At 40.6% G+C, this 17,462-nt stretch carries 16 protein-coding genes and 18 tRNA genes; 1 reads left to right on the plus strand and 33 read right to left on the minus strand.

Annotation, left to right across the window (positions count from 1 at the left end; translation table 11 throughout):
• Positions 1 to 57: 57 nt before the first annotated feature.
• The 5 genes from yunB to AC1TO8_RS21100 form a co-directional block, all read right to left on the minus strand.
• On the minus strand, positions 58 to 852 hold the full coding sequence (yunB, locus tag AC1TO8_RS21080; protein WP_482057589.1) for a sporulation protein YunB: 795 nt from the start codon (positions 850 to 852) through the stop codon (positions 58 to 60).
• 154 nt (positions 853 to 1,006) lie between these two features.
• Entirely contained in the window at positions 1,007 to 2,824 is a 1,818-nt protein-coding gene (locus AC1TO8_RS21085) for an FAD-dependent oxidoreductase (RefSeq protein ID WP_482057590.1), read from the minus strand.
• Between the two features lie 144 nt (positions 2,825 to 2,968).
• Positions 2,969 to 4,243 carry a MerR family transcriptional regulator gene (locus tag AC1TO8_RS21090; RefSeq protein WP_482057591.1) on the minus strand — a complete coding sequence of 425 codons (1,275 nt, stop codon included), beginning with the start codon at positions 4,241 to 4,243 and terminating at the stop codon, positions 2,969 to 2,971.
• Between the two features lie 195 nt (positions 4,244 to 4,438).
• Positions 4,439 to 5,227, minus strand: coding sequence for a TrmH family RNA methyltransferase (locus AC1TO8_RS21095; RefSeq protein WP_482057592.1), 789 nt, complete (start codon positions 5,225 to 5,227; stop codon positions 4,439 to 4,441).
• A 30-nt stretch (positions 5,228 to 5,257) separates the two neighbouring features.
• Positions 5,258 to 5,920, minus strand: coding sequence for a potassium channel family protein (locus AC1TO8_RS21100; RefSeq protein ID WP_482057593.1), 663 nt, complete (start codon positions 5,918 to 5,920; stop codon positions 5,258 to 5,260).
• Positions 5,921 to 6,040: 120 nt separating this feature from the next.
• Here AC1TO8_RS21100 and AC1TO8_RS21105 point away from each other — a divergent pair, with 120 nt between their 5' ends.
• Positions 6,041 to 6,274, plus strand: a complete 234-nt coding sequence (locus tag AC1TO8_RS21105) for a small acid-soluble spore protein SspI (protein WP_482057594.1) — start codon at positions 6,041 to 6,043, stop codon at positions 6,272 to 6,274.
• A gap of 94 nt (positions 6,275 to 6,368) precedes the next feature.
• Here AC1TO8_RS21105 and AC1TO8_RS21110 read toward each other — a convergent pair whose 3' ends face one another.
• The 28 genes from AC1TO8_RS21110 to AC1TO8_RS21245 form a co-directional block, all read right to left on the minus strand.
• Positions 6,369 to 7,952 (minus strand): peptide chain release factor 3, encoded by a 1,584-nt coding sequence (locus AC1TO8_RS21110; RefSeq protein WP_482057595.1) that lies wholly within the window; start codon positions 7,950 to 7,952, stop codon positions 6,369 to 6,371.
• 106 nt (positions 7,953 to 8,058) lie between these two features.
• Positions 8,059 to 9,609: a glucose-6-phosphate dehydrogenase gene (zwf, locus tag AC1TO8_RS21115; RefSeq protein ID WP_482057596.1), complete on the minus strand. Its 1,551-nt coding sequence runs from the start codon at positions 9,607 to 9,609 to the stop codon at positions 8,059 to 8,061.
• 172 nt (positions 9,610 to 9,781) lie between these two features.
• Positions 9,782 to 10,540 carry a YwmB family TATA-box binding protein gene (locus AC1TO8_RS21120; protein ID WP_482057597.1) on the minus strand — a complete coding sequence of 253 codons (759 nt, stop codon included), beginning with the start codon at positions 10,538 to 10,540 and terminating at the stop codon, positions 9,782 to 9,784.
• A 74-nt stretch (positions 10,541 to 10,614) separates the two neighbouring features.
• Positions 10,615 to 11,262 carry a response regulator gene (locus AC1TO8_RS21125; RefSeq protein ID WP_482057598.1) on the minus strand — a complete coding sequence of 216 codons (648 nt, stop codon included), beginning with the start codon at positions 11,260 to 11,262 and terminating at the stop codon, positions 10,615 to 10,617.
• Positions 11,240 to 12,316, minus strand: coding sequence for a sensor histidine kinase (locus tag AC1TO8_RS21130; protein ID WP_482057599.1), 1,077 nt, complete (start codon positions 12,314 to 12,316; stop codon positions 11,240 to 11,242). The genes AC1TO8_RS21125 and AC1TO8_RS21130 overlap by 23 nt, the downstream gene beginning before the upstream one ends.
• Before the next feature lie 20 nt (positions 12,317 to 12,336).
• Positions 12,337 to 12,984 carry a cell wall-active antibiotics response protein LiaF gene (gene liaF / locus AC1TO8_RS21135; protein WP_482057600.1) on the minus strand — a complete coding sequence of 216 codons (648 nt, stop codon included), beginning with the start codon at positions 12,982 to 12,984 and terminating at the stop codon, positions 12,337 to 12,339.
• Positions 12,985 to 13,114: 130 nt separating this feature from the next.
• Complete coding sequence (locus AC1TO8_RS21140) at positions 13,115 to 13,813, minus strand: PspA/IM30 family protein (RefSeq protein WP_482057601.1); 699 nt, start codon at positions 13,811 to 13,813, stop codon at positions 13,115 to 13,117.
• Between the two features lie 3 nt (positions 13,814 to 13,816).
• A complete protein-coding gene (locus tag AC1TO8_RS21145) occupies positions 13,817 to 14,278 on the minus strand; it encodes a PspC domain-containing protein (RefSeq protein WP_482057602.1) in 462 nt (153 codons plus the stop codon).
• A 4-nt stretch (positions 14,279 to 14,282) separates the two neighbouring features.
• Positions 14,283 to 14,957 carry a PspA/IM30 family protein gene (locus tag AC1TO8_RS21150; RefSeq protein WP_482057603.1) on the minus strand — a complete coding sequence of 225 codons (675 nt, stop codon included), beginning with the start codon at positions 14,955 to 14,957 and terminating at the stop codon, positions 14,283 to 14,285.
• A gap of 46 nt (positions 14,958 to 15,003) precedes the next feature.
• A complete protein-coding gene (locus AC1TO8_RS21155) occupies positions 15,004 to 15,303 on the minus strand; it encodes a LiaF transmembrane domain-containing protein (RefSeq protein ID WP_482057604.1) in 300 nt (99 codons plus the stop codon).
• Between the two features lie 282 nt (positions 15,304 to 15,585).
• Positions 15,586 to 15,667 (minus strand) — tRNA-Leu (locus AC1TO8_RS21160).
• A 20-nt stretch (positions 15,668 to 15,687) separates the two neighbouring features.
• Positions 15,688 to 15,764: transfer RNA gene (locus AC1TO8_RS21165), tRNA-Arg, on the minus strand.
• Positions 15,765 to 15,782: 18 nt separating this feature from the next.
• Positions 15,783 to 15,871 (minus strand) — tRNA-Leu (locus AC1TO8_RS21170).
• An 8-nt stretch (positions 15,872 to 15,879) separates the two neighbouring features.
• A tRNA-Cys gene (locus tag AC1TO8_RS21175) sits at positions 15,880 to 15,953 on the minus strand.
• 12 nt (positions 15,954 to 15,965) lie between these two features.
• Positions 15,966 to 16,040: transfer RNA gene (locus tag AC1TO8_RS21180), tRNA-Gly, on the minus strand.
• A gap of 7 nt (positions 16,041 to 16,047) precedes the next feature.
• Positions 16,048 to 16,122 (minus strand) — tRNA-Gln (locus tag AC1TO8_RS21185).
• A gap of 17 nt (positions 16,123 to 16,139) precedes the next feature.
• Positions 16,140 to 16,215: transfer RNA gene (locus AC1TO8_RS21190), tRNA-His, on the minus strand.
• A 53-nt stretch (positions 16,216 to 16,268) separates the two neighbouring features.
• Positions 16,269 to 16,344: transfer RNA gene (locus tag AC1TO8_RS21195), tRNA-His, on the minus strand.
• Positions 16,345 to 16,369: 25 nt separating this feature from the next.
• A tRNA-Trp gene (locus AC1TO8_RS21200) sits at positions 16,370 to 16,443 on the minus strand.
• Positions 16,444 to 16,453: 10 nt separating this feature from the next.
• Positions 16,454 to 16,538, minus strand: a tRNA-Tyr gene (locus AC1TO8_RS21205).
• A 4-nt stretch (positions 16,539 to 16,542) separates the two neighbouring features.
• Positions 16,543 to 16,618 (minus strand) — tRNA-Thr (locus AC1TO8_RS21210).
• A 32-nt stretch (positions 16,619 to 16,650) separates the two neighbouring features.
• A tRNA-Phe gene (locus AC1TO8_RS21215) sits at positions 16,651 to 16,726 on the minus strand.
• 16 nt (positions 16,727 to 16,742) lie between these two features.
• Positions 16,743 to 16,820, minus strand: a tRNA-Asp gene (locus tag AC1TO8_RS21220).
• Between the two features lie 13 nt (positions 16,821 to 16,833).
• Positions 16,834 to 16,910: transfer RNA gene (locus AC1TO8_RS21225), tRNA-Met, on the minus strand.
• A gap of 18 nt (positions 16,911 to 16,928) precedes the next feature.
• A tRNA-Val gene (locus tag AC1TO8_RS21230) sits at positions 16,929 to 17,004 on the minus strand.
• A 74-nt stretch (positions 17,005 to 17,078) separates the two neighbouring features.
• Positions 17,079 to 17,153: transfer RNA gene (locus AC1TO8_RS21235), tRNA-Glu, on the minus strand.
• 11 nt (positions 17,154 to 17,164) lie between these two features.
• Positions 17,165 to 17,256: transfer RNA gene (locus AC1TO8_RS21240), tRNA-Ser, on the minus strand.
• Positions 17,257 to 17,260: 4 nt separating this feature from the next.
• Positions 17,261 to 17,336 (minus strand) — tRNA-Asn (locus AC1TO8_RS21245).
• Positions 17,337 to 17,462 lie beyond the last annotated feature (126 nt).

Below are 17,462 nucleotides of genomic sequence, written 5' to 3' on the forward strand. Positions count from 1 at the left end.
CCTTCACTACTTCGAACATTAGCCTTGTATTTATGTAAGTATTGATTTTTGTTTATTTCATGGATTTTCAAATTCGGACTGTTTGGGGGTGGCGGTTACTGGGTTGATGTCACTAACGTCTCCTGATTTACTACCTTCCCCTAATGGTATTGAAATGTTCGGAGCATTTTCTCCATTTCCTCCAACAGGCTGACCCTTTGAATTATAATAATACATAGGCACATCACCCACCACAAGCAAATACGATATTGGAATTTCTGTATCTACCACATCCTGCTCCATATCGAAGGGAATAACTACAGCGACATCTACACTAACATGAATATACACTTCTACTAGAATCATATTGATGCCAGCATCATGCTGTCTCGTAGATAGCTCTACCTTAGCCGCTCCTTGTGGTTCAATTCGAACTGGAATGCTTGGACCGAATGAAGCCAGCATAGGACTTCCTAATGCCATTCCCACCGGAATATGTTCTGATAATTGATGAACATCATTTAAGGTAGCTTGAACGACATTAAATGTACTTGCTGTAATTCTCATATGCTCCGCATAATTTAACATAAACCCAGCTACTCTACCTGATGTATCCATTTTCCAATTGACCAATTTATCGAATTCTTGTCCTTGTGTTACCTGTGAGCTAATAGCCTCATTAATCGCTTTCGTTGCTATTTGCTTCACCTTGATCTTCGCAAGATGCATAATAGGAGGTTTCAAATTACGATCTATGTACGCTAATCCCTGAATTAGAATGATTGAAAAAACAAGGATTCCTACGAGCCACACCCTCCGTCTACTACCAGGTTTCCTGCTTCGTTGGCTACGCCACTTCACCCTTCTTCTCATCGTTAACCTCCAATGCCAACAACACGTCTCTATACAAGCATATGATGAGGTGTAGCGAAAAAGAAGACAAAGAACATCCCATCAAGCCATTTGCCCAATGAGTGTTCTTTGCCTTATTGTTTTCAATTAAAGACTTCTATTCATCGAGGATGAATCATTTACCTTCTGCAGCTGCCTTTGCCGCATGTTCTCCGCTTAAGCGACCGCTAGTTAGTGCATACTGAACAGCACTACCTGACATGTAGACTTGGTTGTAAAGATAACGATTTGCTGCTTCTCCACCCGCATAAAGATTGTTAATGATGGAACCATCTTCTTTTACAACACGATAATCTTCGTCAACTTTCACTCCACCAAAAGTACCCATTGTCTTAGGATAGTACTTAAAGGCGTAGAACGGTCCTTTATCCACGGATACAAGCGTCTTTGCTTCTTTCTCAAAAACATCTTTCCCTGAAACTACTCCAGCGTTGAAAGTATCCATAGTTTTTACAAGGGCTTCTTCAGGTACTTGCATAGTAATCGCTAATTCTGCCATTGTAATTCCAACAGCGATTTCATCATTTGGAAGTTGTCCTTCAATAGCGCTAATCAGTTTCGAATTTGCTTCGCTTGAATCGATAACCATCCACACTTGTTCGTTGACAGCAACTTTATTGGTTACAATAGCATAATGGCTATTTTCATTCATAAAGCGTTCGCCTTTTTCATTCACTAATACTTTCGTTGTATCCCATTCAATACCACGTAATTCAGGAACAAGACTTCCCATACCTAAACCGATAACCCATGGATCTTCATATAATGCTGCACCTAATTTCTCTGCCATGACAATCCCATCACCTGTACTGCCTGCTGCAGCTGCGCTTATACCTATATCCTCAACGAATTGCGGTAAGAAACGCTCCATCAGTTCCTCACTCTTAGCAAAACCGCCGGAAGCTATAATGACTTTTTTCGCATGAACGATCAGCTTTCCTTCAGTATTCTCAGCTATAACACCAATTACATCACCTTTATCATTCGTAATTAATTCCGTTGCTTTGGTCTCTGTAAGAATGTCGATCCCTTTGTCATTAAGAGCTTTTTCCATGTTTGCAATTAATGAAGCTCCACCTGCTTCAGGGAAATGAATACGGGCTACAGGATCCAAACCATAACCTTCTACATTTTTATATTGATGATTCATATTGTCAACTAACCAATGTGTTGTAACTACTGCCTCATCCATAAATGTCTCTACGCGATCATAATCTGGATATTTACTGTCCGGATTACTTGTACTTTGACGCTCTTTCCACAACTCTGTCCATGACTCTGGTGTATCCTCAACACCTAACTCCTTTTGGAAACGAGTACCCGTTGCAGAAATACCTCCACCAGATAGACCCGTAGAACCACCTAAAGTTGCCAACTTTTCTAATACAATCACTTTAGCTCCATTTTCAAAGGCTGATCCAGCAGCTGCAAGACCAGCACCTCCTCCACCAATAATAACCACATCAGTTGTTAGTTCCACTGCTTCTTGTGACTTATCTTCGATGGTAGCTACAACCTTGAGCGTATCTACATCTCCACCCGCTTGCTTGACACAATCCTCAACTGCAGCAATAATCGCCTCCGATGTATTGGTTGCACCTGATACAGCATCAACAGCCAATGTCTGTCCCTCAACAATTTGCTGAGGTATACGTTCGAATGGCGTATCGCTAAGACCTTGAGTTTCACTTTGTTCCTTTACTACTACTGAAACAATCGATTGTTCATCAAACACAACTTCAACGGTTACATCACCATTATTACCAGTGGCCGTTGCTGTGTAAGTACCTGCTTTATAAATAGCAGAAGTCGAAGTTGCATTCGAATTTGAGTTATCATCTGAAGCAGATTCAGATTTCGAGCAAGCAACTATACTTAACATCAATACAAGTACCAACAGCAACAAACTTACCCTTTTCCAACCTAATTTCATTGTTTTTCCCCCTTGATGTATACAATCTTATAAATATAATTAACATCTTATATTGTGGGGTCGTCACCACGTCAAGTAAACTTTGTGAAATTTTGCACGTGTGAAAGCATAGAAAAATTTAAACTATGGGGTTGACCCAACGTTTTATGAAATCATATTTTTCTTTAGTTCCATCTCATCCTGAGCTTCAGGGCAAATGACCTCAACATTTCCTTTTTTCTTTCCAACATAAAGAGTCAGATATTGCTCCTTATCCTTAAGCTCAATATATTGGCTTTTTTCAATAACAGGACCTATATCTGCCACATCTAATTGTATAAAATCTAAATTCCCCAATTTCTCTAGCATTTTATTTCTACAGTAATAATCTCTTAATTCAAACGGGATATTCATAAAATCCTTACATTTAGTCCCAAGATGAGGATATGCTCCTGTGAGAAGACCCTCTTGTTTTAGAAAAGGGGATACGATATCTAGCAGAAATCTATTCGTTGTTTTGGCATAGGCTTTGCTCATCCCATGATCGATGATGATATCCACCGAGGAATTGGCAATCGGTAATTGATCTATTTCACAGCAGAAAAAAATAAAGTTATTATGATCATGCTGTAGCGTTAAGTTTCTTTTCGTATTAGCTATCCTCTCTTTGTCCTGACAAATAACAATATAAGTGCAATTCTTGGGTAAACAATTAATATATTGCATTAGAAATCTTCCAACACAATGGTCTAACTCCAAAATATATTTAGGTTTATTTCCGTGATTTTGTATGTAGTCCATTAATGTAGTTGTTCCATTGTACATAAAATTAATATATTTAGGTGAAGTCGCTTCCAAAAATTCTATCTTTGTTGGTATTTCCTTCTTACTACTCACTACCCTTTTATCTAGGTATATTCCATCTTCAATAACTGCAGAGTAACCACATTCACATTGAATAACAGCTTCTAATATCATATTCCTTTCAATTGAACCATCGCTGATATCTAATGTTGCTATACAATAAGGACAACGTAATATAGCTATTGAGGATATCGGAAATCCCAAGCTTTTCTTTTTACATATTCCTTCCACTTTCAACTTATTTATTCTGTCACTTAATAAGGATTCGATACTTTGGAACTTTTGCTGTTCTTTCATAATATAGTTCTTTTTTCTTTCCAATAAGGATAAGTAAAATGTTCTGTATTCATCTGTCTTGTCACCTTCAAGTCGATTGAAACATAGTATTTCCTGAATTTCAGTTAGCGAAAAATCTAATTGCTTTAGCAGAACTATTTCTTTAATATCTCGACTGTCCTCATCACTAAATTTATACTGACAACCATGCTTTTCAATAACTAGTAATCCCATGTCTATATAATGGCGAATCGTATCTTGAGTAATATTATTCCTTTTGGAAAACTCACCAATTCTCATTGTTTATTGCTCCTTTATGTGTCATTATATAGTGCTACAAAATGCTATGATAGCAATCAAACAAATTTTGTGAAAGTTTTCACAATTCAGTTGATCCTTGTTTACAATTGAGCAGAAGAACTAGAAAATCCTTGTTAAATCAAGGATTCCCCATCCACTGTCTCAAATGATGTCATAATCATCAGAACCAAATAATTACTGCGCATAATGCCTCTGTCTCATCGCCTCAAACATCAATATTGATGACGCCATACCCACGTTCAGAGACTCTGCTTGCCCACGCATCGGAATAATTAATGAGTCATCCACTAACTGCTGTACGCGCTCAGACACCCCTTGTGCTTCGTTGCCAACTAGTAACCATGTGGAGGCAGAGAAGTTATATTCGTAGCATGTACACGATGCCTGTAGGCTGGTACTAACCAATCGAGCTCCACTCTGCTTAGCTCGTGGCAGTATGTCGAGTAAATTGCCCTCTACCACAGGCAGATGAAAGAACGATCCCATCGTTGATCGGATCGTCTTGGGATTGAACGGATCTGCACACCCATGACCTACAATTACACCATCTGCGCCTGCTGCATCCGCACTCCGGATGATCGTCCCAACATTACCTGGGTCTTGCACACCATCTAAGACCATCACTAGACTATTCTTAATGGAAAGTAACTGTTCCAGATTAACCGAGCGTTTGTGAATAACCGCGAATATCGGCTGGGGAGTAACCGTATCGGTACATTTACTAATAACTGCTGCAGATACAGCGATCCATTCTATAGCACTCGAACTTATATACTTCAATTCCGCTGGAATTCCCTTAGCCATATCATAAACAATACACTCTATATCCGCTTCAGACTGCAAAGCTTCCTGAACTAAATGAACGCCTTCCACAACAAATCTATTACTTCGATCCCGATGCTTCTTCTCTAACAACTGCGCCCATTCTTTCACTCGCGCATTGTTTAGGGATGTAATATCCATCTTAATCCCATCCTTATCCTATGCCAATCATTATTTAGCAAATGCCTGCTCTAGTTTATTCAAATCATCTTTCTGTCCCAAAATAACGAGAACATCTTCTTCATCCAACAGCTCATTCGCATTTGGAGAGATATTCATCTTCGTTCCTGTCTTAATCGCCATGACGTTACATCCAAAGCGCGCTCTTAGTTCTAGCTCCTTAAGGTTCTTACCAATCATTAGACTAGATGTTTTCATTTCCACAATACTATAATCATCAGATAGCTCAATATAATCTAGAATATTAGGTGACGTCAAATGATGGGCAACCCGTAGTCCCATATCCCGCTCAGGAAATATCACTTTATCCGCACCAATCTTTTGCAACACTTTCCCATGGAGTTCATTCTGAGCTTTCACAATAAGAGTAGGTATACCCATATCCTTTAATATTAATGTCGTTAGAATACTGGATTGTATATCTTGTCCAATAGCGACAACAACGACTTCGAAATTTCTAATACCGAGTGCACGCAATGCATCTTCATCCGTTGAATTAGCAGAAACCGCATGGGTAACAATATTGGATATCTCTTGGATTCTTTGCTCGTTGGAATCAATCACGAGAACATCGTAGCCCATATCTGTAAGCGCAGTTGCGACACTTGAACCAAATCTCCCCATCCCAATGATGGCATACTGTCTTTTTGCCATTGCCCAACCTCCGAATTGTTCAAATATATTCAATGATTATAACACATCGGTATCCAAACTTGAATTTCAGCGGAACAAAAGGGGAATATTAATTGATGATTATAATAAGGGGGGAATAACATGCCAATAGTACTCGACTTGCGTCAAGCGATTATACACAAGGTTCACGACAAGAATGATGCCGAGCTACGCGAGATGATTGAAGGTTCAGTTGATGGGCCTGAAGCAGCTTTACCAGGGCTAGGAGCTATATTCGAAATGATATGGAAGAACATTGAACCAGCTCAACAGAATGAACTCATTCAAGTCGCACAAAAGCATCTTCAAACGGTTACACCGACACCTCTGCTCTAAATGAGTTCAAGCTTAAATCTAGATTCCATAATTCAGGATGATTCACAAAACCCCTCTAACCGATACTAGGCTAGAGGGATTTTAATTCATTACTTTATGGTGCCATTTCTAGAAACTTAGCATTAGGATTTTTCTCCATCGCCGTTCTCATCGCATATTCATTCTCAAATAGTACAACGTAGTTACCTTTTTTGTCGCGTACTAGCGTTGAGTTAATTCGAAATTTACTTGAATCAATATTATCGTCAATAATCCATCTTGCGAATTGATATTGCATCCGTTGAAGTTGAACATCGACGCCATACTCGCCCTTCATACGGTATTCAAACACTTCGAATTGAAGTTGACCAACAACGCCTAAGATCGTATCGTCAAAGCTCACGGTTTTGAACACTTGAATCGTCCCTTCTTCCGTTAGCTGGTCGATTCCCTTCTGGTATGGCTTGTGTTTAAGTGCATTCTTAACTGTTACCTTCGCAAATATTTCAGGTGAGAATGTTGGCATCTCTTCAAATACCATATCACTATCCTGACTTAAAGAGTCACCAATCCGAAATATCCCCGGATCAAATAGCCCGATAATATCTCCTGGGTATGCTTCCTCTACAATATCCCGATCTTGAGCAAGAAACTGTTGTGGCTGCGATAGTTTAATGTCTTTGCCTACACGAATATGTTTCACACTCATTCCACGCTGGAATGTGCCCGAGACGATACGTAGGAAGGCAATTCTATCTCGATGTGCAGGATTCATATTGGCCTGAATTTTGAACACATAACCAGAGAATTTCTCATTTGTCGGTTGTACAAGACCACCAGCACTTTGACGAGACTCAGGCTTAGGAGCAAGCTCCAAGAAGTTCTCTAAGAATGTTTGCACTCCGAAGTTATTAATCGCACTCCCGAAAAATAATGGTGTCAATTCCCCACTATTCACCTTCTCAAGATCAAATGGATCTCCTGCTACGTCAAGTAGCTCCAAATCCTGACAAAGCTGATCATGTAGGTACTCTCCCGCCATCTCACGAATGATCGGATCTCGATAACCCGTTACCTTCTGAACTTTAATGACAGAATGGTCAGATCCTTGAAATAGCTCTACTTGATTCTTCATCCGATCATACACACCACATAAATCACGGCCTGTACCAATCGGCCAGTTCATAGGAATCGAACGAATCCCAAGTACTTGTTCCAGTTCTTCCATAAGGTCAAATGGGCTACGCCCTTCACGATCCAATTTATTTATGAACGTAAAGATTGGGATGCCCCTTTGCGCACATACTTGAAACAGCTTGACTGTCTGTTTCTCTACCCCTTTAGCGACGTCAATCAACATTACTGCGCTATCTGCTGCTGTTAAGGTTCGATAAGTATCCTCACTGAAATCTTGGTGACCAGGTGTATCCAGAATATTAACCCGATGACCGTTATAATCAAATTGCATCACGGATGAAGTTACGGAAATACCCCGTTGCTTCTCAATCTCCATCCAGTCACTCGTAGCATGTTTATTCGCTTTACGGGATTTTACAGTACCGGCTAGACGAATAGCACCTCCAAATAGGAGTAATTTCTCAGTTAAAGTTGTTTTCCCAGCATCTGGGTGGGAAATAATCGCAAAAGTTCTACGCTTATCCACTTCCTTCTGCAAAGTTGAGTTTGTTGCTTCGCTCATTTCACATTTCCCTTCATATCTAAAGTCATGTCTATTATTGTACCACATTTTACACGCAAATCATCCTCATGCAACCCTGCATGAGGATGAATATTTTCAAGAATCATTAATTATACTTTTGCCAAACGACGTTATCTTCATCTTGGCCGTTAACAGGCCACCAATGAAATCCGTCTCTTGCCAGAAGCTCATCTGCTTCTTGAGGTCCCCATGAGCCCGCTGGATAAGTCGTAAGCTTATTCGGTTCTTCTGCCCACGCTTCAGCAATTCGGTCAATAAATGACCACGCAGATGCCACTTCATCCCAACGAGTGAAATAAGTCGATTCACCACGTGCTGCGTCATGTAGAAGACGTTCATAAGCCTCTGGAGAATTGATGCCAACCATACAGCTTTGGCAGAAATCCATCGCTACCGGTTGAATATCCGTCTCAGATCCAGGCTTCTTCGCATTGATCTTCACATAGATTCCTTCCATTGGATTAACTCTAATAACCAACAGGTTAGGTTCAAGCTTATGCTTCTGACCTAAATATACATTCGTTGGCATACTACGGAATTCAACTACAATTTCAGTTGTCTTCACTGGTAGCCTTTTCCCTGTACGAATATAGAATGGAACGCCTGCCCAACGGAAATTATCTACGAACAAACGAGTAGCGAAATATGTCTCGGTATTAGAGTTGGGATCTATCTTGTCTTCATCTCGGTAAGCAGGTAGCTCTTGTCCTCCTGCACTTCCTTGTACATATTGTCCACGTATTACATTCTGTTCAACTTCTTCAGCAGTGAGATAAGGTCGAAGCGAACGAAGTACTTTCACTTTCTCATCCCGGATATCTTCTGCTAACAAGCGACTTGGTGGCTCCATAGCAATCATGGCTAACGTCTGGAGCATATGGTTCTGACCCATATCCTTCATCGCTCCTGCGTTGTCATAATAGCCTCCACGCTCCTCAACTCCAACGGTTTCACTTAAAGTGATTTGGATGTTAGCAATATGCATATTATTCCAAAGCGGTTCGAAGAGAGCATTTGAAAACCGGATAACTTCAATATTCTGTACCATTTCCTTACCCAAATAATGATCTATCCGATAAATCTCTTCTTCCTTAAATACTTGACGAATTTGTTCATTTAACTCTTCTGCTGACTTCAAATCATAGCCGAAAGGCTTCTCTATCACAAGACGATTCCAGCCTGGACCCGTAAGCATACCACCCTTTTCTAAATTAGATGATACACTTCCGAACAACTCTGGTGCTAATGCTAAATAAAACATGCGATTACCAGGAATATGATAACGCTCTTCAATCTTCTCTGTCTGTTCTTTTAATTCACGGAATCCATTAACATCATTAATATCAAGCGATTTATATTCAAAATGCTGAGCGAATGTATGCCATTCTTCATTATCTTCCGTCTTATAACGACAGAATTCTTGAATGGAATTATAAACATCTTCCCTGAATTCTTCCTGTGTACGTGGACGACGTGCCACACCGATCACAGCGAAGTCTTCTGCTAATTTACCTTCACGATACAAACTATATATAGCAGGAAATAGCTTTCTTCTTGCTAAATCTCCAGTTGCTCCAAAAATAAAAAATACTGCATTAGGGTTCTGCAATTCTTCAATATTTATATTATCAGCCATGGCTCCTCATTCTTTCTATGTAATATAGTGTATTTTTATGCATCATATCACCTAAGACTTTATGTCAAAACCTTAAAATGATGTGATATTATATTACCATATTGTTTGCTAGGAAGCTATCTTATTCCTGACAAAGTTACTCCGATTAATTCATCTCATGAATATTATTCATTCAGAACTCAACCGTAATAATAGGGAAACCTATCGTAATACGATTCTCACCTAATATTTCATCATAGTGGACCGCAGTCTGTAAATCCATATAGTGATCTCCACTAACTAGATTAAAATTAAGCATTGGAGCTCGATAAGAATGACTTAGCGTCATTTCATCTTGATAACTTTCGACTTGAGTAAATTCCAAATGAGATTGTAGTTTTGTTTCTACCTTCTCCATCGTATTAGCAATGGATTGTCCTTTTATTACATTGCCCTGCACTGAGGCATTCCATGCCGCTTCCATGTTTATTAAATTGATCTGTGTTTGAATTCTATCTTGTAAACGTAATAGCGATAATTGTTGTGCTGGTTCATGCGATTCTAACGTCACAATCATGTAGCTCTTCGCTTCGGATATAACTTGCCAATGAAAAATGATTGTAATACCATTCACCGATGTGAGTGATCTATAGCTTACATGATCTGTATTGGATACAGCTTGAGGAAGCGAAAGTTCCATGTTGGTCGCTAACTGCCGAGCCACTTCTAATGTACTCCTCTCTCCCTCATTACGCCATTCACCTTGCCATTTAACGACAACTTTAAGGGGAGTATCCACTAACTCGTTTCCCCATTCAATCAAACTTTCTAGTCTTTTGTCTTCTTTATTGCTCTTCTGAGCTACAGTTGTATTTAGCCCTAGTCCTATCAGTATAATCCCTATACTAAATACTAAGAATAAAACTTTTATAATTTCCCGTTTATTATGCAATATGATCTCCTACCTTTCGATTCTAAATCTATGAATCTACTAAATAGGATAACCTTTTTGCTATTCTTTTATACCTACTCTGCTAATCCATTCTTATAAGCGTATATCGCAGCCTGAGTACGATCGTCAACACTTAACTTAGCCAAAATATTCGTAACATGGAATTTCACCGTTTTGATTCCTATAATAAGATCATCTGCAATTTCCTGATTCGACTTGCCCTTTGCCATCAAGCGCAGTACATCCATCTCACGCTCTGTTAATTCTTTATGGGCGGCTTCACTCTGAGGGTGGCGCAACCGATTCATCATTTTGGATGCAACTTGAGATTCTAGAACTGACTGACCTCGTGCAGCCGCACGGATCGCTTCTGCGATCTCACCTGCCCGTGACGTCTTCAGCAAATAACTAAATGCACCAGCCTCAATGACCGGGTACATCTTCTCATCATCTAAGTAACTCGTTAACACAATCACTTTACATTCGGGATAAAGCTTTAATATTTCGCGGGTAGTCTCGATGCCATCCATACCTTCCATCACGAGATCCATTAGTACCACATCAGGATTATACTCTCTAGCTAGTCTAATCCCTTCTTCTCCACTACCAGCTTCCCCCACTACTTCTATTCCCTCTTCGGTCCCTAATACCGCAGCAAGACCTATCCGCACCATTTCATGATCGTCCACTAACAATACTTTAATCTGTGATTCGTTCTCCATGTGTCTCCTCCCCCATCTCTTCAGGTACAATTGGAATCGTAATTTCAATTCGTGTCCCTTTATTTAACGCCGTAATAAACTGAATCGAGCCACCAATCTCCATTACGCGCTCCTCCATATTAGATAGTCCATATGATGTCTGTTTTTTATCATCCAATTCAAATCCGACTCCATCATCACGAATCACAAGTCGAACGGTATCCTGTCTTAGATGAATACGAATCTCCATCTTATTCGCCTTTGAATGACGAAGTGCATTGGACATCGCTTCTTGAATAATTCGGAACAAATGATTCTCAATACCCTTCATTAAATGGATACCCTTATCCATTTCAAACACGATCTCCATAGGAACCTTAACCTTAAATTCATTAACAAGCTCTATTAAACCTTGTTCTAACGGCTTTCCCTCTAGGTATACAGGACGTAGATGAAGTAATAACGCCCGCATCTCTGATTGAGCAACAGCAGCCATTTCCTCAATTAAGGACACCTGTCGCTTCGCCTTGTCGAAATCTTTATCTAATGTTCTTGCGACTGCTGTTGCGGTCATTGAGATAGCAAACAACTGCTGTGATACCGCATCATGTAATTCGCGTGCTAAGCGCTGCCGCTCCTCCACGATAGCAGATACTCTAGCCTGTTCTGCTAATTCTGCATTATGTGTAGAGAGCCGTTGAAGTGTCGTCACCTGATCTTCCCATTTTCTACTTATGCGTCCAAGTTGCTCGCCTAGACGTCCTACTTCATCTTGTCCTAGCACAGGCATAGAGCGAGCTACACTCCCCTTCTCCCAGGAAAGTAATGTTATACGTAAAATATCTAATTTACGCTTCGTACGATAACTTTGATAAAAACCACTTATCACACCAAGTCCAGTAGGAACTAGAATTAACGTAGCAACTGTCTTCAACCCTACTCTCCAAGTATCAAAAGGAGCCAAATATCCATATGTATACAGCAAATAAATAATACTGAGAAGCAGGATAAAAGAAATAAGGGCTCCTTCTCCCATGCTTCTCGACAACATGTTGACAGGCTTCTTGGGTTTCACTAGAGGAACCGCTCCTATCCTTAAGTTAATCTTATATCTAAATCTCCAACGATATAGGACACCATGAATTTCACTTTATAATCACTATCTATATAGTTCGCTGATTTCCATGTGAATCGATTCATCATGCCACTATCCTTTTTCCCATCAAAATTAATCGATCCAAATAAAACAAATGCCTCAATCTCTACGCCGTAATAATCCGGTATATCTAGGTCTATGTCACCCATTACACCTTGGAACATCATCACTGTTTCTTTATCTTCCGGCATTGCGAGGGATATATCTAGATCACTCTCACCAAGCACATGCCATACACTCATACTTCTCATGACCCATGGCGATTGATCCAAATCAAAGTTAGACATAAAGCTCGTTTTTTGTAAAAAGTTCTCTTTCATCTGCACTTTCTTTGATTTACCATAGAATAACCCAAGAGAGATTAAACAAATTGCCACGACGAGTATCAAGTTATTTAGAAGAATCAGACATGCACCAATCCCTAGAAAAATATAGCCCTTTTTAGTATCACCATTATGAATTCTATAAACACCAATTATTAGTAACAGAAGGGCTATAATGGTAAAAAAACTAATCCATTTGCCAAAAAGCATGAGTAAACCAATGCCTATTAGTACAATGGCGATGATACGTTTTCTTTTATCCATATGGTTGCCCTCCTTCTATTAGTAAATTTTATAAGTTGTGGAGTTGGAAAAGCCATAGCAGTGCGGAATTACACACTGTATGGCTTCGCCCTACATAGCATATCATAATATTCATTATGATGAATACTTATTATTTACTTTCATTCTTTGTTACCGCAGGAGTGTTTATCTTTCCTTTTAAGGCCTTTAATTGCTCTTCAACTTTTAGCTTCTTCTCGGCATCTATTGTACTTGTGAATTCTGAGTGTACTGAACGGTAAGGTACTTGCATCACATCAGCTTCAGCTTCTAGTTGCATAATCTTCTCTTCCATGCGGTGGAATCCAAGTGAAGCACTTCCACTTTCGATAGTATGAAGACTACTCACCTGAGACATTTGCTTCTTAGCCTTAGCCATTTGTGCACGTGATACTAATTCATTACGCTTATTACGCATCTTATAAAATTCATCTTTCATCTCATGCAACTGTTGTACTAATTCTTTCGCTTGAATATCTGATTGAAGGTGTAACCCTTCATACTCAGTCTGCTTCTGATCGAAATAGATCTTCTCCTCCAACAACTTACGTGCAACTTCTTCCTGTCCGTTCTTCAATGCTAGTTCCGCTTGTGCTTCACGTTGTCCACCCATCTTCACTGCTTCTTCTACACGTTGCTTCATACGACGTTCATTCGCCATTTGCTTAGCTACTGTAACCTCAGCCTCGTGAATTTCTGCCTCCATATCGCGCAAATACTGGTTCAACATCACAATTGGATCCTCTACCTTATCCAATACCTCATTTACCGACGCCTTTGTCATATCTTTAATTCTTTTGAATACTCCCATGTGTTACACTTCTCCCTTCTCGTACTTAGATAGTTTTATTTTTAATTCTTCCACTTCTTTTTTTAGAGCCTTCTTCTCGATATCTTTCATCATGTCATCCAAATCGGAATCATGAGTGGAGAATCCACCTGAATTCGAGTTCTTATATTCCGGACCAGAACCATTATTATTGTAAGATCCACCGTTATTGTTGTAAGGTCTACCATTATTGTGTCCACCTGCACCATATCCATGATTTCCATGACCTGGGTTTCCATTTCCATAGTGATTATATGGTGGGACATACTCCTTCGGAATGACTAATGATGCGACGAAGTATATGAATAGTACCGTACCTCCAGTAAAGAAAACACTGATCAGTACAATGATCCTCAGTAGTGTAGCATCAATGCCCCATATTTCCGATAGTCCACCACATAAACCTGTGATCATTCTATTTCGCGATGAACGATATAGTTTACTCATAAAGTTACTCCTTTCCGCTATTTTTCAGCTTCTGCTTCAGCTTAGCCATTTCTTGTTCCAGAATCGTTGATACTGATACACTTGCTTGATCAAGAAATTGCTGACCCGCCTGACGCAGCTCACGTAAACTCCGTGCTTCTAATTCCCAATCCGTGATATTGTCTTCTAATCGATTAAACATCTTCGGAACGTCTTTTCCTCCAAATTCACCCATACGTTGATTCATTCGCTGTTGTATCCGTAAATTTTCCATCCGTGCAGTATAATATTGACGTTTACTATATACGGATTGATATTCCAACTTAAGATCATTCATTTGGTTTTCTAGTTCGCGAAGCGACAATCTACTCTCTTCGAACAGCCCACCATATTGCTCAATTTTTTCTTCATAGATAATTTTCTCTTGAAGTGCCAACTTAGCTAGATTATCTTCTCCCGCTCTTAGGGCCATGAGAGCCTGTTCCTCACGTTTATCCCTCATCGTGGTTGCTTGATCTACTTGCTGCTTCAATTGCTTCGTATGTGAGGCAACTTGTTGAAATAACTTTTCTACTTCTGTAATATCGTCCCGTGTAGCGATGAGGAACTGATCAATTAACTTAACGGGGTCCTGACTCTGTTCCAAACGTTCATTTAATGTTGCTACTGTTATATCCCTCATTCGACGAAAAACACTCATATCCTTATACTCCCTCCTTAAGCCATCTACACGACTTATTTAATAATTAGTAAGTTCTTCTCTTATTTTTGAGAAGTGATATTCCAAATACTAGTATAGCAATACCTAGAATGGGTCCGATTAACCAGGATAACTTAGCAATCAATGACAGAATACCGATCACTAATATAATCCAGCCTATTAGTACTTTCCCTCTGCTAACACCATAATAACCAAGTGCAATCAAAATAACGGGGAATACTATTCCGATCAACCCTCCTAGCAATGGTCCCAATACTCCTAGAAGCATTAACGCTCCAATAATAATTAGTACAGCTGCTAAACCATTACGTCTTTTCACATCCATCCATTCTCACCGCCTTTCATCTCTTTTCCTTATGTACTTATTGTAGGTCAAACTCAACCTTTTCAAAACAGACCGTAGACGGTTCTTTATCCTAGACCTAAGACGGGGCTAATCCTGAACTGAAGTCGGAGAACATAAACAAGCTTGTAGGCAAACACCAACACTCCTTCACTGATCATTTCATTACCTTCTTACATAGGAGCGCCGCATCACAGAAAACAAAAAAAAGGCTTATAAGATTACTTCTAAAGAAGCGATCTTATAAGCCTTTTTTTCACTCTATACCGATGGCCGGACTCGAACCGGCAAGCCCTGCGGCACCGCATTTTGAGTGCGGCGTGTCTGCCAATTCCACCACATCGGCTCAATGAAACTAATAAAGAATGGTGCGCCCTAAGAGATTCGAACTCCTGGCCTTTTGATTCGTAGTCAAACGCTCTATCCAGCTGAGCTAAGGGCGCAAATGTAATTATTCTAAATGGTGCGGAAGACCAGACTTGAACTGGTATGATAGTAACCTATCGCAGGATTTTAAGTCCTGTGCGTCTGCCGATTCCGCCACTCCCGCGAGAATAATGGAGGCGCCACCCAGATTTGAACTGGGGATAAAGCTTTTGCAGAGCTTTGCCTTACCACTTGGCTATGGCGCCAAATAAAAAAAATGGAGCGGACGACGGGAATCGAACCCGCGACCCTCGCCTTGGCAAGGCGATGCTCTACCGCTGAGCCACGTCCGCAAAATAATGGCTGGGGATATAGGATTTGAACCTATGCGTGACGGAGTCAAAGTCCGTTGCCTTACCGCTTGGCTAATCCCCAACAATAATTAGGTTAAATGGGGCGACCGAAGGGTCTCGAACCCTCGAATGCCGGAACCACAATCCGGTGCGTTAACCACTTCGCCACGATCGCCATGTTAACAATTTGATACTGTAGAACAATAATACGAATGATTAGATATAAAATGGGGCGACCGATGGGTCTCGAACCCACGAATGCCGGAACCACAATCCGGTGCGTTAACCACTTCGCCACGACCGCCATACATTAAGTCAAATGTTTCTTTTGGCAGGGGCAGCAGGAATTGAACCCACACCAAAGGTTTTGGAGACCTTTGTTCTACCTTTAAACTATGCCCCTATAAAAGAAATGGTGGAGGATGATGGATTCGAACCACCGAACTCGTAGAGAGCAGATTTACAGTCTGCCGTGTTTAGCCACTTCACTAATCCTCCATAATGGTGCCGTCGAGAGGACTTGAACCCCCAACCTACTGATTACAAGTCAGTTGCTCTACCAGTTGAGCTACAACGGCGCACCTACAAAACAATGTTCATACAATACCAATGGTGGCTCGGAACGGAATCGAACCGCCGACACAAGGATTTTCAGTCCTTTGCTCTACCGACTGAGCTACCGAGCCATAATTGAATTAAAAATGGCGGAACCGACGGGATTCGAACCCGCGATCTCCTGCGTGACAGGCAGGCATGTTAGGCCAACTACACCACGGTTCCTCATAAATATAATTGGTTGCGGGGGCAGGATTTGAACCTGCGGCCTTCGGGTTATGAGCCCGACGAGCTACCGGGCTGCTCCACCCCGCGTCATCTAAAAAATTACTATGGTGGAGGCTGAGGGGATCGAACCCCCGACCCTCTGCTTGTAAGGCAGATGCTCTCCCAGCTGAGCTAAGCCTCCATAAGAAAGACAATAACTATCATAACAGATATACTTAAGTTAAATCAAGTCCTAACTTGAATATATTATACAAATGGTGACCCGTAGGGGACTCGAACCCCTGTTACCTCCGTGAAAGGGAGGTGTCTTAACCACTTGACCAACGGGCCTAATTAAAATATGGCGGAGAGAGAGGGATTCGAACCCTCGAGACGCTTTTGGCGCCTACACGATTTCCAATCGTGCTCCTTCGGCCAGCTCGGACACCTCTCCATAATGGCTCCCCGAACAGGACTCGAACCTGTGACAACTCGATTAACAGTCGAGTGCTCTACCAACTGAGCTATCAGGGAATACTAATTATCCAGATGTTTGATCACCTGAAAACTAGATACGAACGAATTTGTGTTAGAATTATTAGGATAAGCCCTCGACCGATTAGTATTGGTCAGCTCCGCACATTGCTGCGCTTCCACCTC

The organism is Paenibacillus sp. Y859 (assembly GCF_056786405.1).